Source organism: Pseudomonas sp. MWU318, assembly GCF_016756945.1.
Lineage (GTDB): Bacteria > Pseudomonadota > Gammaproteobacteria > Pseudomonadales > Pseudomonadaceae > Aquipseudomonas > Aquipseudomonas putida_A.
This window is the reverse complement of record NZ_JAESJL010000001.1, coordinates 516,386-532,621: the sequence shown is the minus strand read 5'-3', so window position 1 is coordinate 532,621 and position 16,236 is coordinate 516,386. Positions and strand designations below refer to the sequence as shown.

The 16,236-nt window shown below is 59.4% G+C and carries 17 protein-coding genes; 6 read left to right on the top strand and 11 right to left on the bottom strand.

Translation table 11 applies throughout. From position 1 onward, the window contains the following. Positions 1–34: 34 nt before the first annotated feature. From JN524_RS02195 to JN524_RS02170, 6 genes are all read right to left on the bottom strand, one after another. The gene (locus JN524_RS02195) at positions 35–1,033 is read right to left on the bottom strand and encodes a heme utilization protein (RefSeq protein WP_098964144.1); all 999 of its coding nucleotides are present in this window, start codon (positions 1,031–1,033) and stop codon (positions 35–37) included. Positions 1,034–1,106: 73 nt separating this feature from the next. Beyond that, complete coding sequence (locus tag JN524_RS02190) at positions 1,107–1,679, bottom strand: adhesin (RefSeq protein ID WP_098964143.1); 573 nt, start codon at positions 1,677–1,679, stop codon at positions 1,107–1,109. A gap of 1 nt (position 1,680) precedes the next feature. Continuing rightward, entirely contained in the window at positions 1,681–2,130 is a 450-nt protein-coding gene (locus JN524_RS02185) for a hypothetical protein (RefSeq protein WP_139053894.1), read from the bottom strand. Positions 2,131–2,465: 335 nt separating this feature from the next. Further along, complete coding sequence (locus JN524_RS02180) at positions 2,466–2,990, bottom strand: AAA family ATPase (protein ID WP_202368314.1); 525 nt, start codon at positions 2,988–2,990, stop codon at positions 2,466–2,468. Next, a complete protein-coding gene (gene pnuC, locus JN524_RS02175; RefSeq protein WP_098964140.1) occupies positions 2,987–3,550 on the bottom strand; it encodes a nicotinamide riboside transporter PnuC in 564 nt (187 codons plus the stop codon). Before pnuC ends, JN524_RS02180 begins: the two co-directional genes overlap by 4 nt. A gap of 150 nt (positions 3,551–3,700) precedes the next feature. After that, entirely contained in the window at positions 3,701–5,335 is a 1,635-nt protein-coding gene (locus JN524_RS02170; RefSeq protein WP_202368313.1) for a methyl-accepting chemotaxis protein, read from the bottom strand. Positions 5,336–5,638: 303 nt separating this feature from the next. Here JN524_RS02170 and JN524_RS02165 point away from each other — a divergent pair, with 303 nt between their 5' ends. Together JN524_RS02165 and JN524_RS02160 are read left to right on the top strand one after the other, a co-directional pair. Further along, a complete protein-coding gene (locus JN524_RS02165; RefSeq protein WP_027612707.1) occupies positions 5,639–6,469 on the top strand; it encodes an undecaprenyl-diphosphate phosphatase in 831 nt (276 codons plus the stop codon). Next, positions 6,466–6,894, top strand: a complete 429-nt coding sequence (locus tag JN524_RS02160; protein ID WP_202368312.1) for a DUF1294 domain-containing protein — start codon at positions 6,466–6,468, stop codon at positions 6,892–6,894. Before JN524_RS02165 ends, JN524_RS02160 begins: the two co-directional genes overlap by 4 nt. Before the next feature lie 126 nt (positions 6,895–7,020). Here the strand turns inward: JN524_RS02160 and JN524_RS02155 are convergent, their stop codons facing one another. Both JN524_RS02155 and JN524_RS02150 read right to left on the bottom strand, forming a co-directional pair. Next, positions 7,021–7,380, bottom strand: coding sequence for an MmcQ/YjbR family DNA-binding protein (locus JN524_RS02155; protein ID WP_139053898.1), 360 nt, complete (start codon positions 7,378–7,380; stop codon positions 7,021–7,023). Continuing rightward, entirely contained in the window at positions 7,377–8,285 is a 909-nt protein-coding gene (locus JN524_RS02150) for a LysR substrate-binding domain-containing protein (RefSeq protein WP_202368311.1), read from the bottom strand. Before JN524_RS02150 ends, JN524_RS02155 begins: the two co-directional genes overlap by 4 nt. Before the next feature lie 125 nt (positions 8,286–8,410). Between JN524_RS02150 and JN524_RS02145 the strand changes: the two genes are divergently transcribed. Together JN524_RS02145 and JN524_RS02140 are read left to right on the top strand one after the other, a co-directional pair. Continuing rightward, the gene (locus JN524_RS02145; RefSeq protein ID WP_027612710.1) at positions 8,411–9,022 is read left to right on the top strand and encodes an FMN-dependent NADH-azoreductase; all 612 of its coding nucleotides are present in this window, start codon (positions 8,411–8,413) and stop codon (positions 9,020–9,022) included. Between the two features lie 238 nt (positions 9,023–9,260). Then, positions 9,261–10,298, top strand: a complete 1,038-nt coding sequence (locus JN524_RS02140) for an alpha/beta hydrolase family protein (RefSeq protein ID WP_027612711.1) — start codon at positions 9,261–9,263, stop codon at positions 10,296–10,298. Positions 10,299–10,390: 92 nt separating this feature from the next. On the opposite strand, the gene JN524_RS02135 is transcribed toward JN524_RS02140, so the two are convergent. Next, the gene (locus tag JN524_RS02135) at positions 10,391–11,578 is read right to left on the bottom strand and encodes an MFS transporter (RefSeq protein ID WP_202368310.1); all 1,188 of its coding nucleotides are present in this window, start codon (positions 11,576–11,578) and stop codon (positions 10,391–10,393) included. A 241-nt stretch (positions 11,579–11,819) separates the two neighbouring features. Then, positions 11,820–13,406 (bottom strand): ABC-F family ATPase, encoded by a 1,587-nt coding sequence (locus JN524_RS02130; RefSeq protein WP_027612713.1) that lies wholly within the window; start codon positions 13,404–13,406, stop codon positions 11,820–11,822. 390 nt (positions 13,407–13,796) lie between these two features. Here JN524_RS02130 and lpxO point away from each other — a divergent pair, with 390 nt between their 5' ends. After that, the gene (lpxO, locus tag JN524_RS02125; protein ID WP_027612715.1) at positions 13,797–14,696 is read left to right on the top strand and encodes a lipid A hydroxylase LpxO; all 900 of its coding nucleotides are present in this window, start codon (positions 13,797–13,799) and stop codon (positions 14,694–14,696) included. A gap of 135 nt (positions 14,697–14,831) precedes the next feature. Here lpxO and ku read toward each other — a convergent pair whose 3' ends face one another. Then, entirely contained in the window at positions 14,832–15,704 is an 873-nt protein-coding gene (ku, locus tag JN524_RS02120) for a non-homologous end joining protein Ku (RefSeq protein WP_202368309.1), read from the bottom strand. A 189-nt stretch (positions 15,705–15,893) separates the two neighbouring features. Between ku and JN524_RS02115 the strand changes: the two genes are divergently transcribed. Next, on the top strand, positions 15,894–16,235 hold the full coding sequence (locus tag JN524_RS02115) for a hypothetical protein (protein WP_202368308.1): 342 nt from the start codon (positions 15,894–15,896) through the stop codon (positions 16,233–16,235). Position 16,236 lies beyond the last annotated feature (1 nt).

Genomic DNA, 16,236 nt, shown 5'->3' with positions numbered 1-16,236 from the left:
AGCCCCGTTTCCGGGGCTTTCGTTTCGATCGCGATTACATGCAGGCTTTGCAACCTGCAGCGATGGACAGCGAGTTGCTTTGTTGGTTGCCAACACCGGCAGCGTTGTTGAAGCCACCGTTACCCGACCAGTTGTTGCCTACGTTGGTCATGCTGGCGTTGTTGGTAACTGGGTTTTTCCAGCCGTCTGGGGTCAGCACTTGTTGCGTGGTTACACCAGCAAGACCGAAGGCACCCACAGCTTCGAAGGTGGCTTTCTGATCTTTGCTGCCGCCATTGCCGCCATGGCCTTTGTCGTCGTTGCCATAACCGCCACCGCCGTGGCTGTCACCTTTAATGGTAGCTTCGCCCACGGCGCCGAATACGCCGACGGCGGCGACAGTGCCAGTGAGAGTGTCTTTTTTGTAGGTCTGAGTGCCGTTGTTGCCGACTTGCAGACCGGTAGTGCTTTGGTTGGCCGCAGCAGCGGCTTGCGCTACACGACCACCGGACACAGCGATTGCCAGGTTGTTTTTCTGTTGGTTGAAGTTGCCGGCAGCGTTGTTCACGCCAATGTTGCCCGAGCCACTGTTGCCGACGTTGTTCATGCCGGCGTTGTTGGTGCTGGAGTAGTTGCCAACGGTGTTGTTGCTGTTGACTTGAGTGGCGCTGGAAGCGGACACCGCAGAGCCGAAGATGAAGCTTTCGTCAGCGGTGGCCAGAGCAGCGGCGTTGTCTTGCTGGTTGCCGTCACCGGCCACGTTGTTGGCGCCGATGTTGCCGTTGGCGCCGTTGAGCGAGCCACTGATGCCGGCGTTGTTCTGGGTGCCCTGGTTCAGGACGGTGTTACCGCCGTTGTTTTGCACGTCGAGCACTGCGGCACCGGCACCTGCGCCGATTTGCAGCAGTTCTTCCAGGGTAGGGCCTTTTGGTGGAGGAGGGTTGTGACCGTGACCACCATTGTTACCATGATCATTGCCGCCTGCTTGAGCCGCCATTGCCATTACTGCTGCAAGTGCGAAAACCAGTGGTTTGAGAGCCATTGTAGTTTTCATGGTGTTTCTCCATCGTGCTTATTAGTTGGTTAAGTGTTGGTACTTTCTAATTGCACTGCTTTTGTTGTTTGGGTCAGTCAGCGACCCGGATGCTCAGGGTGTTAGCCATACGGTTCCCCACCCCGGCACTCTGGTTCACCTGAATCACCCCTCGGCTGCCGGTGAAGGCCTGATCACTTGTGGTGACCTGGCGACTGCCGGGTGAGGTGCCAGTTGCTCCTGAGCTCGGTAAAAGCGCCACGTTCTGTTGCGACAGGGCGCTGTCGTCAACGCTTTGCGGGGCAGCACTGATGCTGACGCGCGTCACGTTGGCCATCTGGTTGTTGGCACCGGCGCCCTGGTTCACGCCCAGGATCCCGTTGCCATTACTGAAAGAGGTGCCGCCAATGGTGGCGCTGGCGTTCATCGACGGGTTGGCAGGGGTATCCAGCTTTTGCCTGACGATGGTGGTGGCACTGGCATTGGTGCCTATGGCGATCGCTTTGGTGTTGGTCTGTTGCATCTGGTCGCCGGCGGCCTGGTTGACGTTGAAGTTGCCGCGGTACTGCACACCGGTATCCTGGATGTCTGCGTTGTTCACGGAACTTGGATCGGCCATGACGCTGGCACAGCTGAAGAGGGCAAGCAGCAGAAGGGAACGATTCATCTCATTGACCTCCAGCCATGCGAGTCAGCGGCGCCAGACCGGTGCTCAGCGAGCGGTTGATCGTGTTGGAGATCGTGCCGCCACCGCCGCCGCCGTGACCGGCACTCATGCCAGGCAGGCCGTTGGGGTTGGTCAGCACGTTCATGCCGGGCATGTCCGAGTTCGGCGTGATCATGTTGCTGCGGATCGAAGCGCCGCTGGCGACACTGGCAAAGTCGCCGTCACTGAGTTCGGTGCTGGTCATCGCTTGATTAATTCGATCGGAAGGGTTGGCGTTGACCGTGGTTGGATACGGGTCTTTGCCACCGCTGCGCCCGATTGCAATGGGCTGGACGTCGCGGTTGAGAACGATCACGCCATTGCCTTCGGCCTGAACGTTGAAACTGATGAATGTGCTGGCGGCTGATCCAATCAGCAGAAGGCAGGTCAGGCCTTTATTGATATTCCCCACGGCGGCAATTCCTTCTTCAGTGGGCTGGCTCTTGTCAGCGTTGGGAAGGAGAGAGCGAAAGCTGTGCCGCTTTTGAGTTGTCTATTGTTTTCAACGGGTTGGCGCTGAGGCACGCAACGTTGATACATAACCTGTTTCAGCGCTGAAACAGTCGTGCCGACCGCGGCGTGGGCAGGGGCGGTGCAAAGCTCTGGAACAACGGTTTGCGCCGGGGTGTTTCACCGGCGTAACAGATACCCTGACAGAATGATGAAGGCCATTTAAACGGCTGCTTTGCGCGGGAGTGGGTGTTTCAGGAATGGACACTTGGGGCCCGAAAGTAGCTGCTTGCCAGGTCAATCAGCCATCAAACGCGCCACGGCTTCGAAAGCCAGAGAGCGACGTTCATCCCAATCGCCCTGAATGATCTGCAACGGTTGCCCGTGCTGTTCAAGCCAATCGCGGGTGGCCTGAAAGAACGCCATGCGTTCGCTGAGTTGCGGCTGGCAGCGCTGGCCGTCGTCGGTCCAGTCGATCTGCTCCGGCGACAACAGCAGGTGCAAGTCGTAATGCCGGGCCAGCAGCTCGGGTTCCAGCCATGCCGGGCAGGCGCCAAACAGAGTCTGGCTCCAGAGGATGTTGCTCAGCAAATGGGTATCGAGAATCAGCAATTGCGGTTGCTGCGCCCGAGCCTGATCTTCCCACTGCAACTGCCCACGGGCGATAGCGGGGATGTCATTGAGGCAGGTGTCGCGTGGATTCTGCTCGATGAACCAGCGCACGTATTCGTCCACCCGCAGGCCGCCGAAGCGCTCCTGGAGGCCTGCAGCCAGCCAGCTCTTGCCGGTGGATTCCGGGCCGGTGAGGACAACCACCTTCATCGCTGCAGCGCCGGATCGGCACGCCATTCGCGCCAGCCTTGCACAGCAATCAGGGTGAACAGGGCATACAGCGCGGCGGTGAGGTACAGACCCTTGTACAGGAACAGGCCGACGAAAATCACATCCAGCACGAACCACAGCGCCCAGCATTGCAGACGTTTCTGCGCCATCCACAATTGCGCAACCAGGCTGAATGCCGTCAGCGCGGCATCGAGCCACGGCTGCGCCGCGTCGGTCCAGTGCGCCATGGCCGCACCCAGCAGCAGGCTGCCGAGGGCGCCTACGCTCAGGCCGAGCAGTATCGAGCGCTGATCCAGGCGCGTGACTTCACGGCCGTCATGCATCGTCCCGGCGCGGGTCCATTGCCACCAGCCGTAGACTTGCAGCGCGGCGTAAATCACTTGCAGCAACATGTCCGAGTACAGCTTCACGTCATAGAAAATCCAGCTGTACAGCAACACCATGACCAGGCCGATCGGCCAGCACCACGGATTCTGTTTGACCGTCAGCCAGACGGCGATCACACCGAGGGCGGCGGCAAACAGTTCAAGCCCGGACATGGGGGTTCCTTGGGGGAATTGACGAGGGAGCGGATTGTACCGAAAAACCTGTAGGAGTGAGCCTGCTCGCGATGGCGGTGGGTCAGCCGCTCTGTGGTTGACTGATACGACGCTATCGCGAGCAGGCTCACTCCTACAGGGGGAACGGGGTCAGACGCGGAACTGGCGCAGCAACTGGTTCAACTGCTCGCTCAACTGTCCAAGCTTTATGCTCGCCACACTCGACTGCTCCGCCGCCAGCGCCGTGCTGTGAGACAGGCCGGCCGCCTGCGTGACGTTCTGATTGATGTCCTCGACCACATGCGCCTGTTGCAGTGTGGCGCTGGCAATCGAGGCGTTCAGGCCATTGAGATTGCGCAGCGCTTGGCCGATGGCATTCAGGCTGGCGCCGGCCAATCCCGCCTGTTCGATGGTCAGTTGCGAGGCCTTGCTGCTGTCGCCAATGACTTTCACCGCTGCTTCGGAATGATTCTGCAGGCGTTCGATCATGCTTTGAATTTCCGCGGTCGACTTTTGCGTGCGCTGCGCCAGCAACCGCACTTCATCGGCCACCACCGCAAAGCCCCGGCCCTGTTCACCGGCGCGGGCCGCTTCGATGGCCGCGTTGAGTGCCAGCAGATTGGTTTGCTCGGCAATCGAGCGGATCACCTCAAGCACACTGCCGATCTGCGTGCTTTCGGCTGCCAGGGTGCGAATCACCTCAACCGCCTGGTCAATGGTTGCGGACAATTTGTCGATCTGTTGCAGGCTGCCGTCGATGTTGATCTGACCCTGCTGCGCCTGAGCTTCGGCATCGCGCATTTCAGCGGCAGCGTGTTCGGCGTTCTTTGCCACATCCTGCACGCCATAGGTCACTTCGTTGATCGCGGTCGCGACCAGTTCCATCTGCTGCGATTGCTGCTGGCTGCGCTGCTGGGCCTGGGTCGCGTCGTTACCCAGTTCACTGGACGACTGGCCGAGCGCACTGGCCGAAACCTGCAAGTCACCGATGACCCGGCGCAACTTGGCGGTGAAGGCGTTGAAGTGATGCGCCAGTTGCGTGACTTCGTCCTGGCCGTGGGTGTCGAGGCTGCGGGTCAGGTCGCTCTCGCCGCTGGCGATGTTGGCCATGGCGTTCACGGTTTCCTGCAACGGACGGACGATGCTGCGGGCAATCAAAATCACCAGCAAGGCCATGATCACGGCGATCACCAAACCAATCACCGAAGCCTTGATCAACTGCCCCCGGAACTCGCTCTGCACATCATCGACGTAAACGCCCGAACCGAGCACCCAGCCCCACGGCTCGAACAGTTTTACGTAGGAAGTTTTCGCCACCGGTTCGCTGGCGCCGGGCTTGGGCCAGCGGTAATCGACCATGCCGGCGCCTTTGCTTTTGGCGATCGCGACCATCTCGTTGAACACTGCGAAACCGTCCGGATCGCGGATCGCCGAGAGGTTCTGGCCTTCGAGTTTGGGGTTGGTCGGGTGCATGACCATCACCGGGGTCAGGTCGTTGATCCAAAAGTAATCGCTCTGGTCGTAGCGCAGGCCGCGAATCGCGGTCAGCGCCTGTTTCTGCGCGGCGTCGCGGGAGAGGGTGCCGGCGGTTTCCAGGTCGTGGTAATAAGTCAGCAGGCCGCTGGCGGTCTGCACCACATGCTGGGTTTTCTGCGCCTTGGCGTGGTACAGGTCATCGTGGATCTGCTTGAGCATCAACACGCCCAAGGTCAACAACATGACCACGGCCACAATCAAAATGAGCCACAAGCGTCGGCTGATCGACACACTGCGCAAGCTGTTCATAACGCTGTCACTCCGATTTCTTTTTCTTGTAATAAATCAACGCCAGCATCCAACCACGTTTGGGTGGTCAGGCATACGCGACCCAAGTCGAATAACGCCGCAGCACTATTAAGGCTTGTCTGTTAGGATTTCGGCCCCGCGCGTGAAAACCTGAATCCAAATTGATATTTCACGGAATTTTGACCGTTTCGTGTGGATGCTGTGTGCGCGGAATCGGTACAGCAACAAACAGCTACGCTGATCGCAGTGAACGTAAAAAATATTATCGGGGCATGCCACCGTGTATCGCTCTTTGGGGGACTGATGGATCTTTGGACCGCCTTGCAGGCACTGATTCTTGGAGTTGTAGAGGGGCTGACGGAGTTTTTGCCCATTTCCAGTACCGGACACCAGATCATTGTTGCCGACTTGCTCGACTTCGGCGGCGAACGGGCCATGGCGTTCAACATCATTATTCAGCTCGGCGCGATCCTCGCGGTGGTCTGGGAGTTTCGCCGCAAGATTCTCGACGTGGTGATCGGCTTGCCGACGCAGCCGAGTGCGCGGCGTTTTACCGCCAACCTGCTGATCGCGTTTCTGCCGGCAGTGGTGCTGGGGGTGATTTTTGCCGACCTGATTCACCAATACCTATTCAATCCGATCACCGTCGCGACCGCGCTGGTGGTGGGCGGTGTGATCATGCTGTGGGCCGAGCGTCGGCAACATGAAGTGCACGCCGAAACCGTGGACGAGATCACCTGGAAGGACGCGCTGAAAGTCGGTTTCGCCCAGTGTCTGGCGATGATCCCCGGCACCTCGCGTTCCGGCTCGACGATCATCGGCGGCCTGCTGTTCGGCCTGTCGCGCAAGACTGCGACCGAATTCTCGTTCTTCCTGGCGATGCCGACCATGGTCGGTGCGGCGGTGTACTCCGGTTACAAGTATCGCCATCTGTTCGTGCCGGCAGACTTTCCGGTGTTCGCCATCGGCTTCATCACCGCGTTCATCTTCGCCATGATCGCCGTGCGCGGTCTGCTCAAGTTCATTGCCAGCCACAGTTACGCGGCATTCGCCTGGTACCGGATCGTTTTCGGTCTGGTGATTCTGGCGACCTGGCAGTTCGGCTGGGTGGATTGGTCGGCGGCGAAACCATGAGTGATTCCCGCGCGCGCCGCCCGGATGGACGCCCGTCCGGTGGCGGCATTCAGCATCTGAAATTGAAACTGGTGGTGCTGCTGATCGTCTGCGCGCTGCCGCTGTTCGGCTCGCTGTCGATGTGGCTGCGCGGCATTTCGCTGGTGCCGTTGACCGCTTATGGCGTGGTCAGCGTGCTGGCGTTTTTCATGTACTGGGCAGACAAGCGCAAGGCCCGCGCCGATACGTGGCGCACGCCGGAAAACATCCTGCATGCGCTGGAACTGGCCGGCGGCTGGCCCGGCGCGCTGATCGCCCAACAGGTGTTCCGGCACAAGACGCGCAAGGTGTCGTTTCAGATTCTGTTCTGGGTGATTGTGGCGCTGCATCAGGTGTTCTGGATCGACCAGTTGTTTCTTGGTTCGAACCTGCTGTCACTGTTCTGAATCACCACAAATCCCCTGTAGGAGCTGCCGCAGGCTCGGGCCGCGTTCGGACGATCTTTTGATCTTGCTTTTACAAGATCCAAGTCAAAAGATCGCAGCCTGCGGCAGCTCCTACAGGGATCGGGTTTAGAGCAGTAATCCGATTTGGGTCTTCTTCGGCAACTTGCCCACCACCAATTGATGCGAACGCGTCAGCAATCCCTGCAGTTCCTCCGCGCCCAGCGGGTAGGGCGGGTGCATGATGATCCACTGCGCCCGTGCCAGATAAGGTGCCGGGTGAATACCCGGGCGGTCGCAATGGCCGAGAAACAGATCCTTGTCGACCTTGAACGCCAATGAATCCCCGCGCAGCCCTTGCAAGGCAAACATCTTGTTGCCGGCAATCGAGAACACCCGCACGCCGCCCCATTTGTAATCCTCCCGCGCACCCGGCAAGGCGAGGCAGAAGGCGGCGACATCCGCTTCGTTCATCTTTCCCTGTTTCATAACAACCGCTCCCCACACGCATTGAACGATTCGACCAGATGATCGATCCATGCCCGCACCGCCGGCATCACCCCGCGCCGATGCGGGTACACCGCCTGCAACCACCCGCCGGGCAACGACCACTCGGGCAACAGTTGCACCAGCGCGCCGCTCTCAAGGTCCGCTTCGCAATACATCATCGGCAGCAGGGTAAAACCCTGACCGGCCAGCACACAGGCCTTGCGCACGATGAAATCATCGATGCCTAGCCGCGCCTCCATGTTCAGTTCGACGCTGTTGCCTTGCTCGTCCAGCAAGCGCACATGCACCATGCGATCGGCCTCCAGCGCGCCGAGCACCGGCAGATGCTTCAGATCCAGCGGGTGGGTGATGGTCTTGCCCTCGACAAAAGCCGGGCTGGCCACCACGACCATTTGTGCCTGGCGCAGACGGCGGGTGACCAGCAACGGATCTTCATCGCCCAACTCGCGTACACGCAAGGCCACGTCGAAGCCTTCGGCGACCAGATCCACCCGGCGATTGAGCAGCACGACCTCCAGTTGCACCTGAGGGAATTTGCCGAGGAATTCACTGATCACCCATGGCAACATTTCCCGCGCCAGACCAGTGGGGCAGGACACCCGCAAGCGGCCACGCGGCTCGCTGGACATGCTGGCGACCGCTTCGTCGGCCATCTCCGCTTCCAGCAACATCGCCTGACAGTGGCGCAGGTAGCGCTCGCCAACAGCGGTCAGGTTCAACTGGCGGGTGGTGCGTTGCAGCAGACGGGCGCCGAGGCGCTCTTCGAGTTCGGCAATGCGTCGTGACAGGCGAGACTTGGGAATGCCCAGCAAACGCCCGGCCGCCGCGAAGCCACCGGCCTCGACCACCTTGGCGAAATAGTAGAGATCATTGAGATCCTGCATGAAAAGTCCACCGTTCTATCAGTGGGACGAACTATCGCATTGTCGGCGGCTAATCAGCTATTGGTTTCTTCCGTAGGATTGTCTCCATTCCGTCGCCGCCGGCGATTCTTTCCAGGAGATTCCACATGAAACTGCTGCACATCGATTCGAGCATTCTGGGCGACAACTCCGCTTCCCGTCAGTTGAGCAGCCAAGTTGTCAAAGCCTGGCAAGCTGCCGAGCCAACCGCCGTGGTCACCTACCGCGACCTGGCCGCCGACGCCATCAGCCATTTCTCGTCGACTACCCTGGTGGCTGCCGGTACCACCGCTGAACTGCGCGACGCCGCACAACAGCACGAAGCTGAACTGAGCGCCTCGACCCTGGCCGAATTCATCGCTGCCGACGCCATCGTCATTGCCGCGCCGATGTACAACTTCACCGTACCGACCCAGCTCAAGGCCTGGATCGACCGCGTCGCTGTTGCCGGCCAGACTTTCCGCTACACCGAAGCCGGCCCTGAAGGCCTGTGCGGTGGCAAGAAAGTGGTGATCGTCTCCACCTCCGGCGGCATCCATGCCGGTCAGGCGAGCGGCATCGCTCACGAAGAATATCTGAAGCTGGTACTGGGCTTCCTCGGCATCACCGACATTGAAATCGTCCGTGCCGAAGGTCTGGCCTACGGTGATGAAGTGCGCAACAACGCGATGAGCGCTGCTCAGGCGAAGATCAGCGAGCAGTTGTTCGCCGCCGCGTAAGCATTGCGTAAAGACCAGCTGCCGTTCAGGTAGCGCCTCAAAAAACTCTGTATTCTGGTTCTGCAAGGGCCAGATGCGGAGTTTTTTGTTTCTGACTGTTGCATAATCTGGCCCGGGTTATGCAGTCAAACGATCAACGTCTGAGTGCAACGCCGCGCCGGATTACCGAACCACCGGGTTTCGGGCGTGTCGGAACACAAAGGATCTTTCGATTGAGTAACACAGGGTGGGCCATCCCATGATGCGTCTTTGTGCAACGTTACTGATTTGCCTGCTCGGCAGCCTCGGTTCAGTGCATGCCGCGCCCGGGCGACACCCTGTCTGGAGTGTCGGTTACCACGAAATGACATTCCTCGATCCGCTGGATCTGCAACCGATGCGCGCCATCGCCTTCTATCCTTCCAGCGACCGCGAACACAGCAGCCTGCTTGAGGGTTACACCGTCGAGGCCGGCGCCGACACCAAGGTTGCCATCGGTCGTTTTCCGATGCTGATGTTGTCCCACGGCAACACCGGCACGCCGCTGGCACTGCATGACCTCGCTACCTCACTGGCACGCAAGGGCTTTGTGGTGGTCGCGGTGATTCATCCGGGCGACAACTCCAAAGACCACAGCCGCCTCGGCACTCTGAGCAATCTGTATGGGCGGCCGATCCAGATTTCCGAAGCGATCACCGCCACCCTCGGCGACCCGATGCTCTCGCCTTTCGTCAACGCTGATCAGGTCGGGGTCATTGGTTATTCGGCCGGTGGCGAAACCGCGTTGATTCTCTCCGGCGCGCAGCCGGATCTGGATCGTCTGCGTCGTTATTGCCAGGAACGTCCGGACGACCATGATGCCTGCAACACTCAGGGTGAGCTGATCGTCGATCGCGATGATTTGCAGCCAGTGGCCGATTCGCGCGTGCATGCCTTGCTGCTGATGGCACCGCTGAGCCTGAAATTCGGCCGTAGCACCCTGGCGGACGTGCATGTGCCGGTGCTGCTGTACAGCGGCGATGGCGACAAACTGGTGGCCTTCGACAAAAACGCCGCGGCTCTGGCGCGCAAACTGCCGACCGCGCCGGACTTCAAGTTATTGGCCGGGGCAGGGCACTTCGTATTCATGGCGCCGTGCAACGAAGAGCAGATCCGCGCCATGCCGGCGTTGTGCACCGACGCCGACGGCGTGGATCGCGAAGACATTCACCGCAACCTGATCTCCGAGGCCGGGCAGTTCTTCTCGCGCACGCTGGGCAAGCCGAGCCGGGCGGGGATGCAGACCGCGGATCAATAAAGATCAAAGATCAAAAGATCGCAGCCTTCGGCAGCTCCTACAAAAATCGAGTGTAGGAGCTGCCGAAGGCTGCGATCTTTTGATCTGGTTTTTCAACTCATCGCCCGGCGCTTGAGCAGCAAGGTCAACCCCAGCCCGATCACCGACAACAGCGCCGCGCTGAAGAAAATCCACGCATACCCCAGATTCAACGCCACTGCGCCCATCAACGGCCCGGCAATCGCCAGCGCCAGATCAAAGAACACCGCATAAGCCCCCAATCCCGAGCCACGGCTGGAACTGGGCACCTGCTTGATCGCCTCGACCCCCAGCGCCGGATACACCAGCGACAAGCCAACCCCGGCCAGTCCCGCGCCAATAAGGGCGAACGCGGTAGAGGGCGCCAGCCACAACAACACCAGGCCGACGGTCTCGATGCTCATGCAGGCGATCGCCGAATTGAAGCCGCCAAAACGGCTGATCGCCGAAATGAACAGCAGCCGCGACACGATGAAACACACGCCGAACACCGTCAGGCAATACGCCGCGCCGCTCCAGCCTCGGTTGAGGTAATAAAGGGTGATGAAGGTGGTCAGCGTGCCGTAACCGATCGACGCCAGACTCAAACTGGCCCCATACGGTGCAATCCGCCCGAACACCGCCCAAAAAGGCAGCCGTTCGCCGCGCACCACCGGCACCGAAGGCTTATTGCGGATCAACACCAGGGCGCCCGCGGCCAATATCGACAAGGCGATACCCAGGCTGGCAAAGCCGTAGTCGGCGACCATCACCACGCCCAGTGGCGCGCCAATGGCAATCGCGCCGTAAGAGGCGATGCCGTTCCAGCCGATCGACCTCGCTGTGTGTTCGACGCCGACCTGGCCCATGCACCAACTGATGGTACCGACCCCGATCAAGCCCTGTGCGACGCCGAGTAGCAGTCGACCGAAGATCAGAATGATCAGGCTCGGCAAAGGAAAATCCTGCAACAGCGTCGAAATCAGCGTCAGTAGCCCGCTCAGGACAATCCCGCACAAGCCATAGACAATCGCCCGTTTAGTGCCCAGCGTATCCGACATGCGCCCGGCCATCGGCCGACTGAGCAGGGTAGCCAGATACTGCGAGCCGATCACCAGCCCCGTAATAATGGCGCTGAAACCCAGCTGCTCATGCACATAACCGGGCAGCACCGCGATCGGCAGGCCGATGCACAGGAAGGCGACAAAGGTGTAGAACACGATGGAGACGATCTGCAGGGTGATCGCCAGGGAGCTTTGCGGAGGCTGTTGCTTCGCAGACATGTGGACTCGTTCGCGGGCGGCGGTGGGAGAGTGGGCATCATGGCTGGGCGTTGAAATAAAAGGAAGCAGGCTAACTATTAAAACGATCGTCCGATCGCAGCACGAGCCTCCGGCAGCTCCTGCACAGATCACAAGCTGACCAGGTAGGAGCTGCCGAAGGCTGCGATCTTTTGATCTTCAGGCCTCTGAAATGTAAAAAGCCCCGTCACATGGACAGGGCTTTCTTCAAAACTGAAACAATTTAGAACACCACACCCTGACTACGCAGGTAGTCATCGTAAGTGCCGCTGAAGTCAGTCACGCCGTTGGCGCTCAGCTCGATGATGCGCGTCGCCAGGGACGATACGAACTCACGGTCGTGGCTGACAAAGATCAGCGTGCCCGGGTAGTTTTCCAGCGCCAGGTTCAGTGCCTCGATCGATTCCATGTCCAGGTGGTTGGTCGGTTCGTCCATGATCAGCACGTTCGGCTTTTGCAGGATCAGCTTGCCGAACAGCATGCGGCCTTGCTCACCACCGGAAATCACTTTGACCGACTTGAGAATCTCGTCGTTGGAGAACAGCATGCGGCCCAGAGTGCCGCGAATCATCTGCTCGCCCTGCGTCCACTGACCCATCCAGTCGAACAGCGTGACATCGTCTTCGAAGTCGTGCGCGTGATCCTGAGCGTAGTAGCCCAGCTCCGCGGCGTCGGTCCACTTGACGCTACCGGCATCCGGGGTCAGTTCGTTGACCAAGGTACGCAGCAGGGTGGTTTTGCCGATACCGTTCGGGCCGATGATCGCTACGCGCTCGCCCGCTTCAACCTGGAAGCTGAAGTCTTTGAACAGTGGCTTGCCATCGAAGCCTTTGGCCATTTTTTCGACCATGACCGCCTGGCGGTGCAGCTTTTTGTTCTGCTCGAAGCGGATGAACGGGCTGACGCGGCTGGAAGGCTTGACCTCGGCCAGCTGGATCTTGTCGATTGCCTTGGCGCGGGAAGTCGCCTGTTTGGCTTTCGAGGCGTTGGCCGAGAAGCGGCTGACAAACGATTGCAGCTCGGAAATCTGCGCTTTCTTCTTGGCGTTGTCCGACAGCAGTTGCTCGCGGGACTGGGTCGCCACGGTCATGTACTCGTCGTAGTTGCCCGGGAACAGGCGCAGCTCGCCGTAATCCAGGTCAGCCATGTGCGTGCACACGCTGTTCAGGAAGTGACGGTCGTGAGAGATGATGATCATCAGGCTGTTACGCTGGGTCAGAACGTTTTCCAGCCAGCGAATGGTGTTGATGTCCAGGTGGTTGGTCGGTTCGTCGAGCAACAGCACTTCCGGATCGGAGAACAGCGCCTGCGCCAGCAATACGCGCAGTTTCCAGCCTGGCGAGACTTCGCTCATCGGGCCGAAATGCTGTTCCAGCGGAATACCCAGACCCAGCAGCAGTTCACCGGCGCGGGATTCGGCGGTGTAGCCGTCCATCTCGGCGAACTCGGTTTCCAGCTCGGCCACGGCCATGCCGTCTTCTTCGCTCATTTCCGCCAGCGAGTAGATGCGATCGCGCTCGGCCTTGACCTTCCACAGCTCTTCGTGACCCATGATCACGGTATCGATCACGGTGAATTCTTCGTAGGCGAACTGGTCCTGGCGCAATTTACCCAGACGCACGTTCGGCTCGAGCATGACCTGACCGCCGGACGGATCGAGGTCGCCGCCGAGGATTTTCATGAAGGTCGACTTGCCGCAACCGTTGGCGCCGATCAGGCCGTAGCGGTTGCCCGCGCCGAATTTGACCGAAACGTTTTCGAAGAGCGGCTTGGCGCCGAACTGCATCGTGATGTTAGCTGTAGAAATCAAAGGTTTTTCCTGCGAAGCATTCTGAGTAGCGAGGGTGCGGCTGGAGCGCTTGGCCCGAGTCAAAGTGCGCTGAAGCGGGACAGTCCCGTCATCAACCAAGGGGGGCGCGTAAAGTTTGGCGGCGATTGTACTGGTCTGGCTCTTTAAACGATAGGGCGATGACGTCGCGCCTGCTGTTTGGCAGATTCAGCGGACAGTTTTTCACAGATCAGGTTCACTATTGGTTACAAAGTATGGCTAAAATGCCATCCGATTACCCAATAGCCGCTAACGGCATGGGCTCAAGGAAGTGCCACCGGGATAGTATTTGTATTCATGCCACTGCATCAGACCCTGGGCCTCCGGCCGGCAGGCGCGCAGTTTGTTCACTTTTGACGTGTGACGATTTCCGTGAAACTCATCATTGCCGCTATTTATGTCATTTCGATTGCATACGTTCACCTTCGTGGCCGTGTGCGTCACAAACTGGGCCGTCAATTGAGCGATCACTCGACGTTTCTGGCCCCGATCAACTGCTTCCTTTACCTGTTTTCGAAGAAGCCGAACAAACCGTATCTCGATCCGTCCGAGTTTCCGGATCTGAGCCCGTTGCAGGCGCATTGGGAAGAAATTCGCCAGGAAGGGCAGGATCTGCTGCGTGCCGGTGAGATCAAGCGCTCGAATCAATACGATGACGTCGGTTTCAACTCGTTCTTTAAAAGCGGCTGGAAGCGTTTCTACTTGAAATGGTACGGCGAGAGCCATCCGTCGGCGATGAAGCTGTGCCCGCGCACCACTGAGCTGGTGCAGAGCATCGGTTCGATCAAGGCGGCGATGTTCGCCGAGCTGCCACCGGGGTCGAAACTGGTTCGCCACCGTGACCCGTATGCCGGTTCGTACCGCTACCACCTGGGTCTCGACACGCCGAATGATGCCGGTTGCTACATCAATGTCGATGGCGAGAGCTACCACTGGCGCGACGGTGAAGCGGTGATGTTTGATGAGACTTACATCCACTACGCCGAAAACACCACCGACAAGAACCGCATCATCCTGTTCTGCGACATCGAGCGCCCGATGAAATATCGCTGGGCGGCGGCGTTCAACAGCTGGTTCAGCCGTACCGTGATGTCCGCGGCCGGTGCGCCGAATGACGCCGGTGACCGCACCGGTGGGATCAACCGCCTGTTTACCAAAATCTACAAGGTTCGCCTGCGTGGTAAAGAGCTGAAAAAACGTAATCGCGCGCGCTATTACATGGAAAAGTGGGCGATCTTTGGCGGTTTGCTTGCGATCTTCATTCTGATCTGACTGCTGTACCGCGCCTGTTTATGTCATCGCCAGCAGGCTGGCTCCTACAGTGGAATTCCAACTGTGTGGAGCTACCTGCTGGCGATGAGTCTCTCAAAGCCAACCTGTCAGCTTCCTGACAGGAACCGCATCTGACTACGCCCCCGAAGCCTTTTTAGTCTTTCTCGCCGGGGCCGCCTTGCTGGCAGGCTTTTCTTTTGCCTTCGCTTTGGTCGGCGCTTTCCCGCCCAGACTGCGCTTAAGCAACTCGGTCAAGTCGATAACATCCGCAGACTTGCGCTCTTCCTCGCCACCCACGGTCTCGACATCCTCGATCTTGCCTTCATGGGCCTTTTTCTCGACCAGGGCCATGATCTTGTCCTCAAACTCGTCCTTGTAATCCTCCGGGCTCCAGTCGCCGCTCATGTCCTGCACCAGACGTTTAGCCATGTCCAACTCGCCCTTGGCCAGTTGCGGTTTGGTCACTTCGCTGCCCAGTTCCAGCTCATCAAGGCCGCGCACCTCCTGCGGCCAGCGCAGTTTGACCAGCACCAGCGCCGATTCCAGTGGCATCAGTGCCGCCAGATATTGCCGAGTGTGCAGGACGACGCGGGCGAGGGCGACCTTGTTGGTTTTGCTCAATGTTTCACGCAGCAACGCGTAGACCTTGCCGCCGCGTTTGTCCGGGGCCAGGTAATAAGGCGTATCGATGTTCTGCAGCGGGATCTGCTCGGCATCGACGAAGGAGAAAATGTCGATGGTCTGCGTCGACACCGGGTGCGCCGAGCGGATTTCTTCCTCGCTGAGCACCACGTAGCGGCCCTTTTCATAAGCCACGCCTTTGACGATGTGTTCCTTGGTGACTTCCTTGCCGGTGACCTTGTTTACCCGTTTATAACCCACCGGATCCATGCTGCGGCTGTCGAGCCAGTCAAAGTCCACGCCGTGCGAAGAGGTTGCCGACACCAGCGCGACAGGGATGTGTACCAGTCCGAAACTGATCGCGCCTTTCCAGATTGCCCGAGCCATGGTGAGTTCTCCAAGTGATAATCAGGTGACCTGTGGCGCAGTGCGAAAGTTTCCGGCATTTGCGTGGCGCGCGGCGTTGCCGGTCAAGCCGTGTTACATCTTGTTTAAGGGCGACGGGTTAACAAATCCGAACCCGGGGCGTAGCGTGGACTCGAAGGCTCTATCACCTGTGCATCGAGAGGCCACCCCATGAAACGACTACTGCCAGGCATTATCGCTCTGCTCCTTGGGGCAGGTCTGGCGCATGCCGGCGTCGCGGCACCGTCCGCGCCGCTATTGCTGGCGCAAAGTCCCACCGGCACCAACAACAATCCCTACAACAGCCCGATCCGCCGGGCCAATCCCAACAGCATGCAGGGCACGCAGCCCAGCGCGCCGGCGATTCGCGGGCCGAATACGGTGCCGGTACCCAGTACGCCCACCGTTGGCAACGGCGGGATTGGCAATGGTCAGCAGCAACGTTCGGTTCCGAGTACGCCGCCCAGATTCATCCCCAACCCAGCGCCACGCGATGGAGACAGCAACCGTTGAA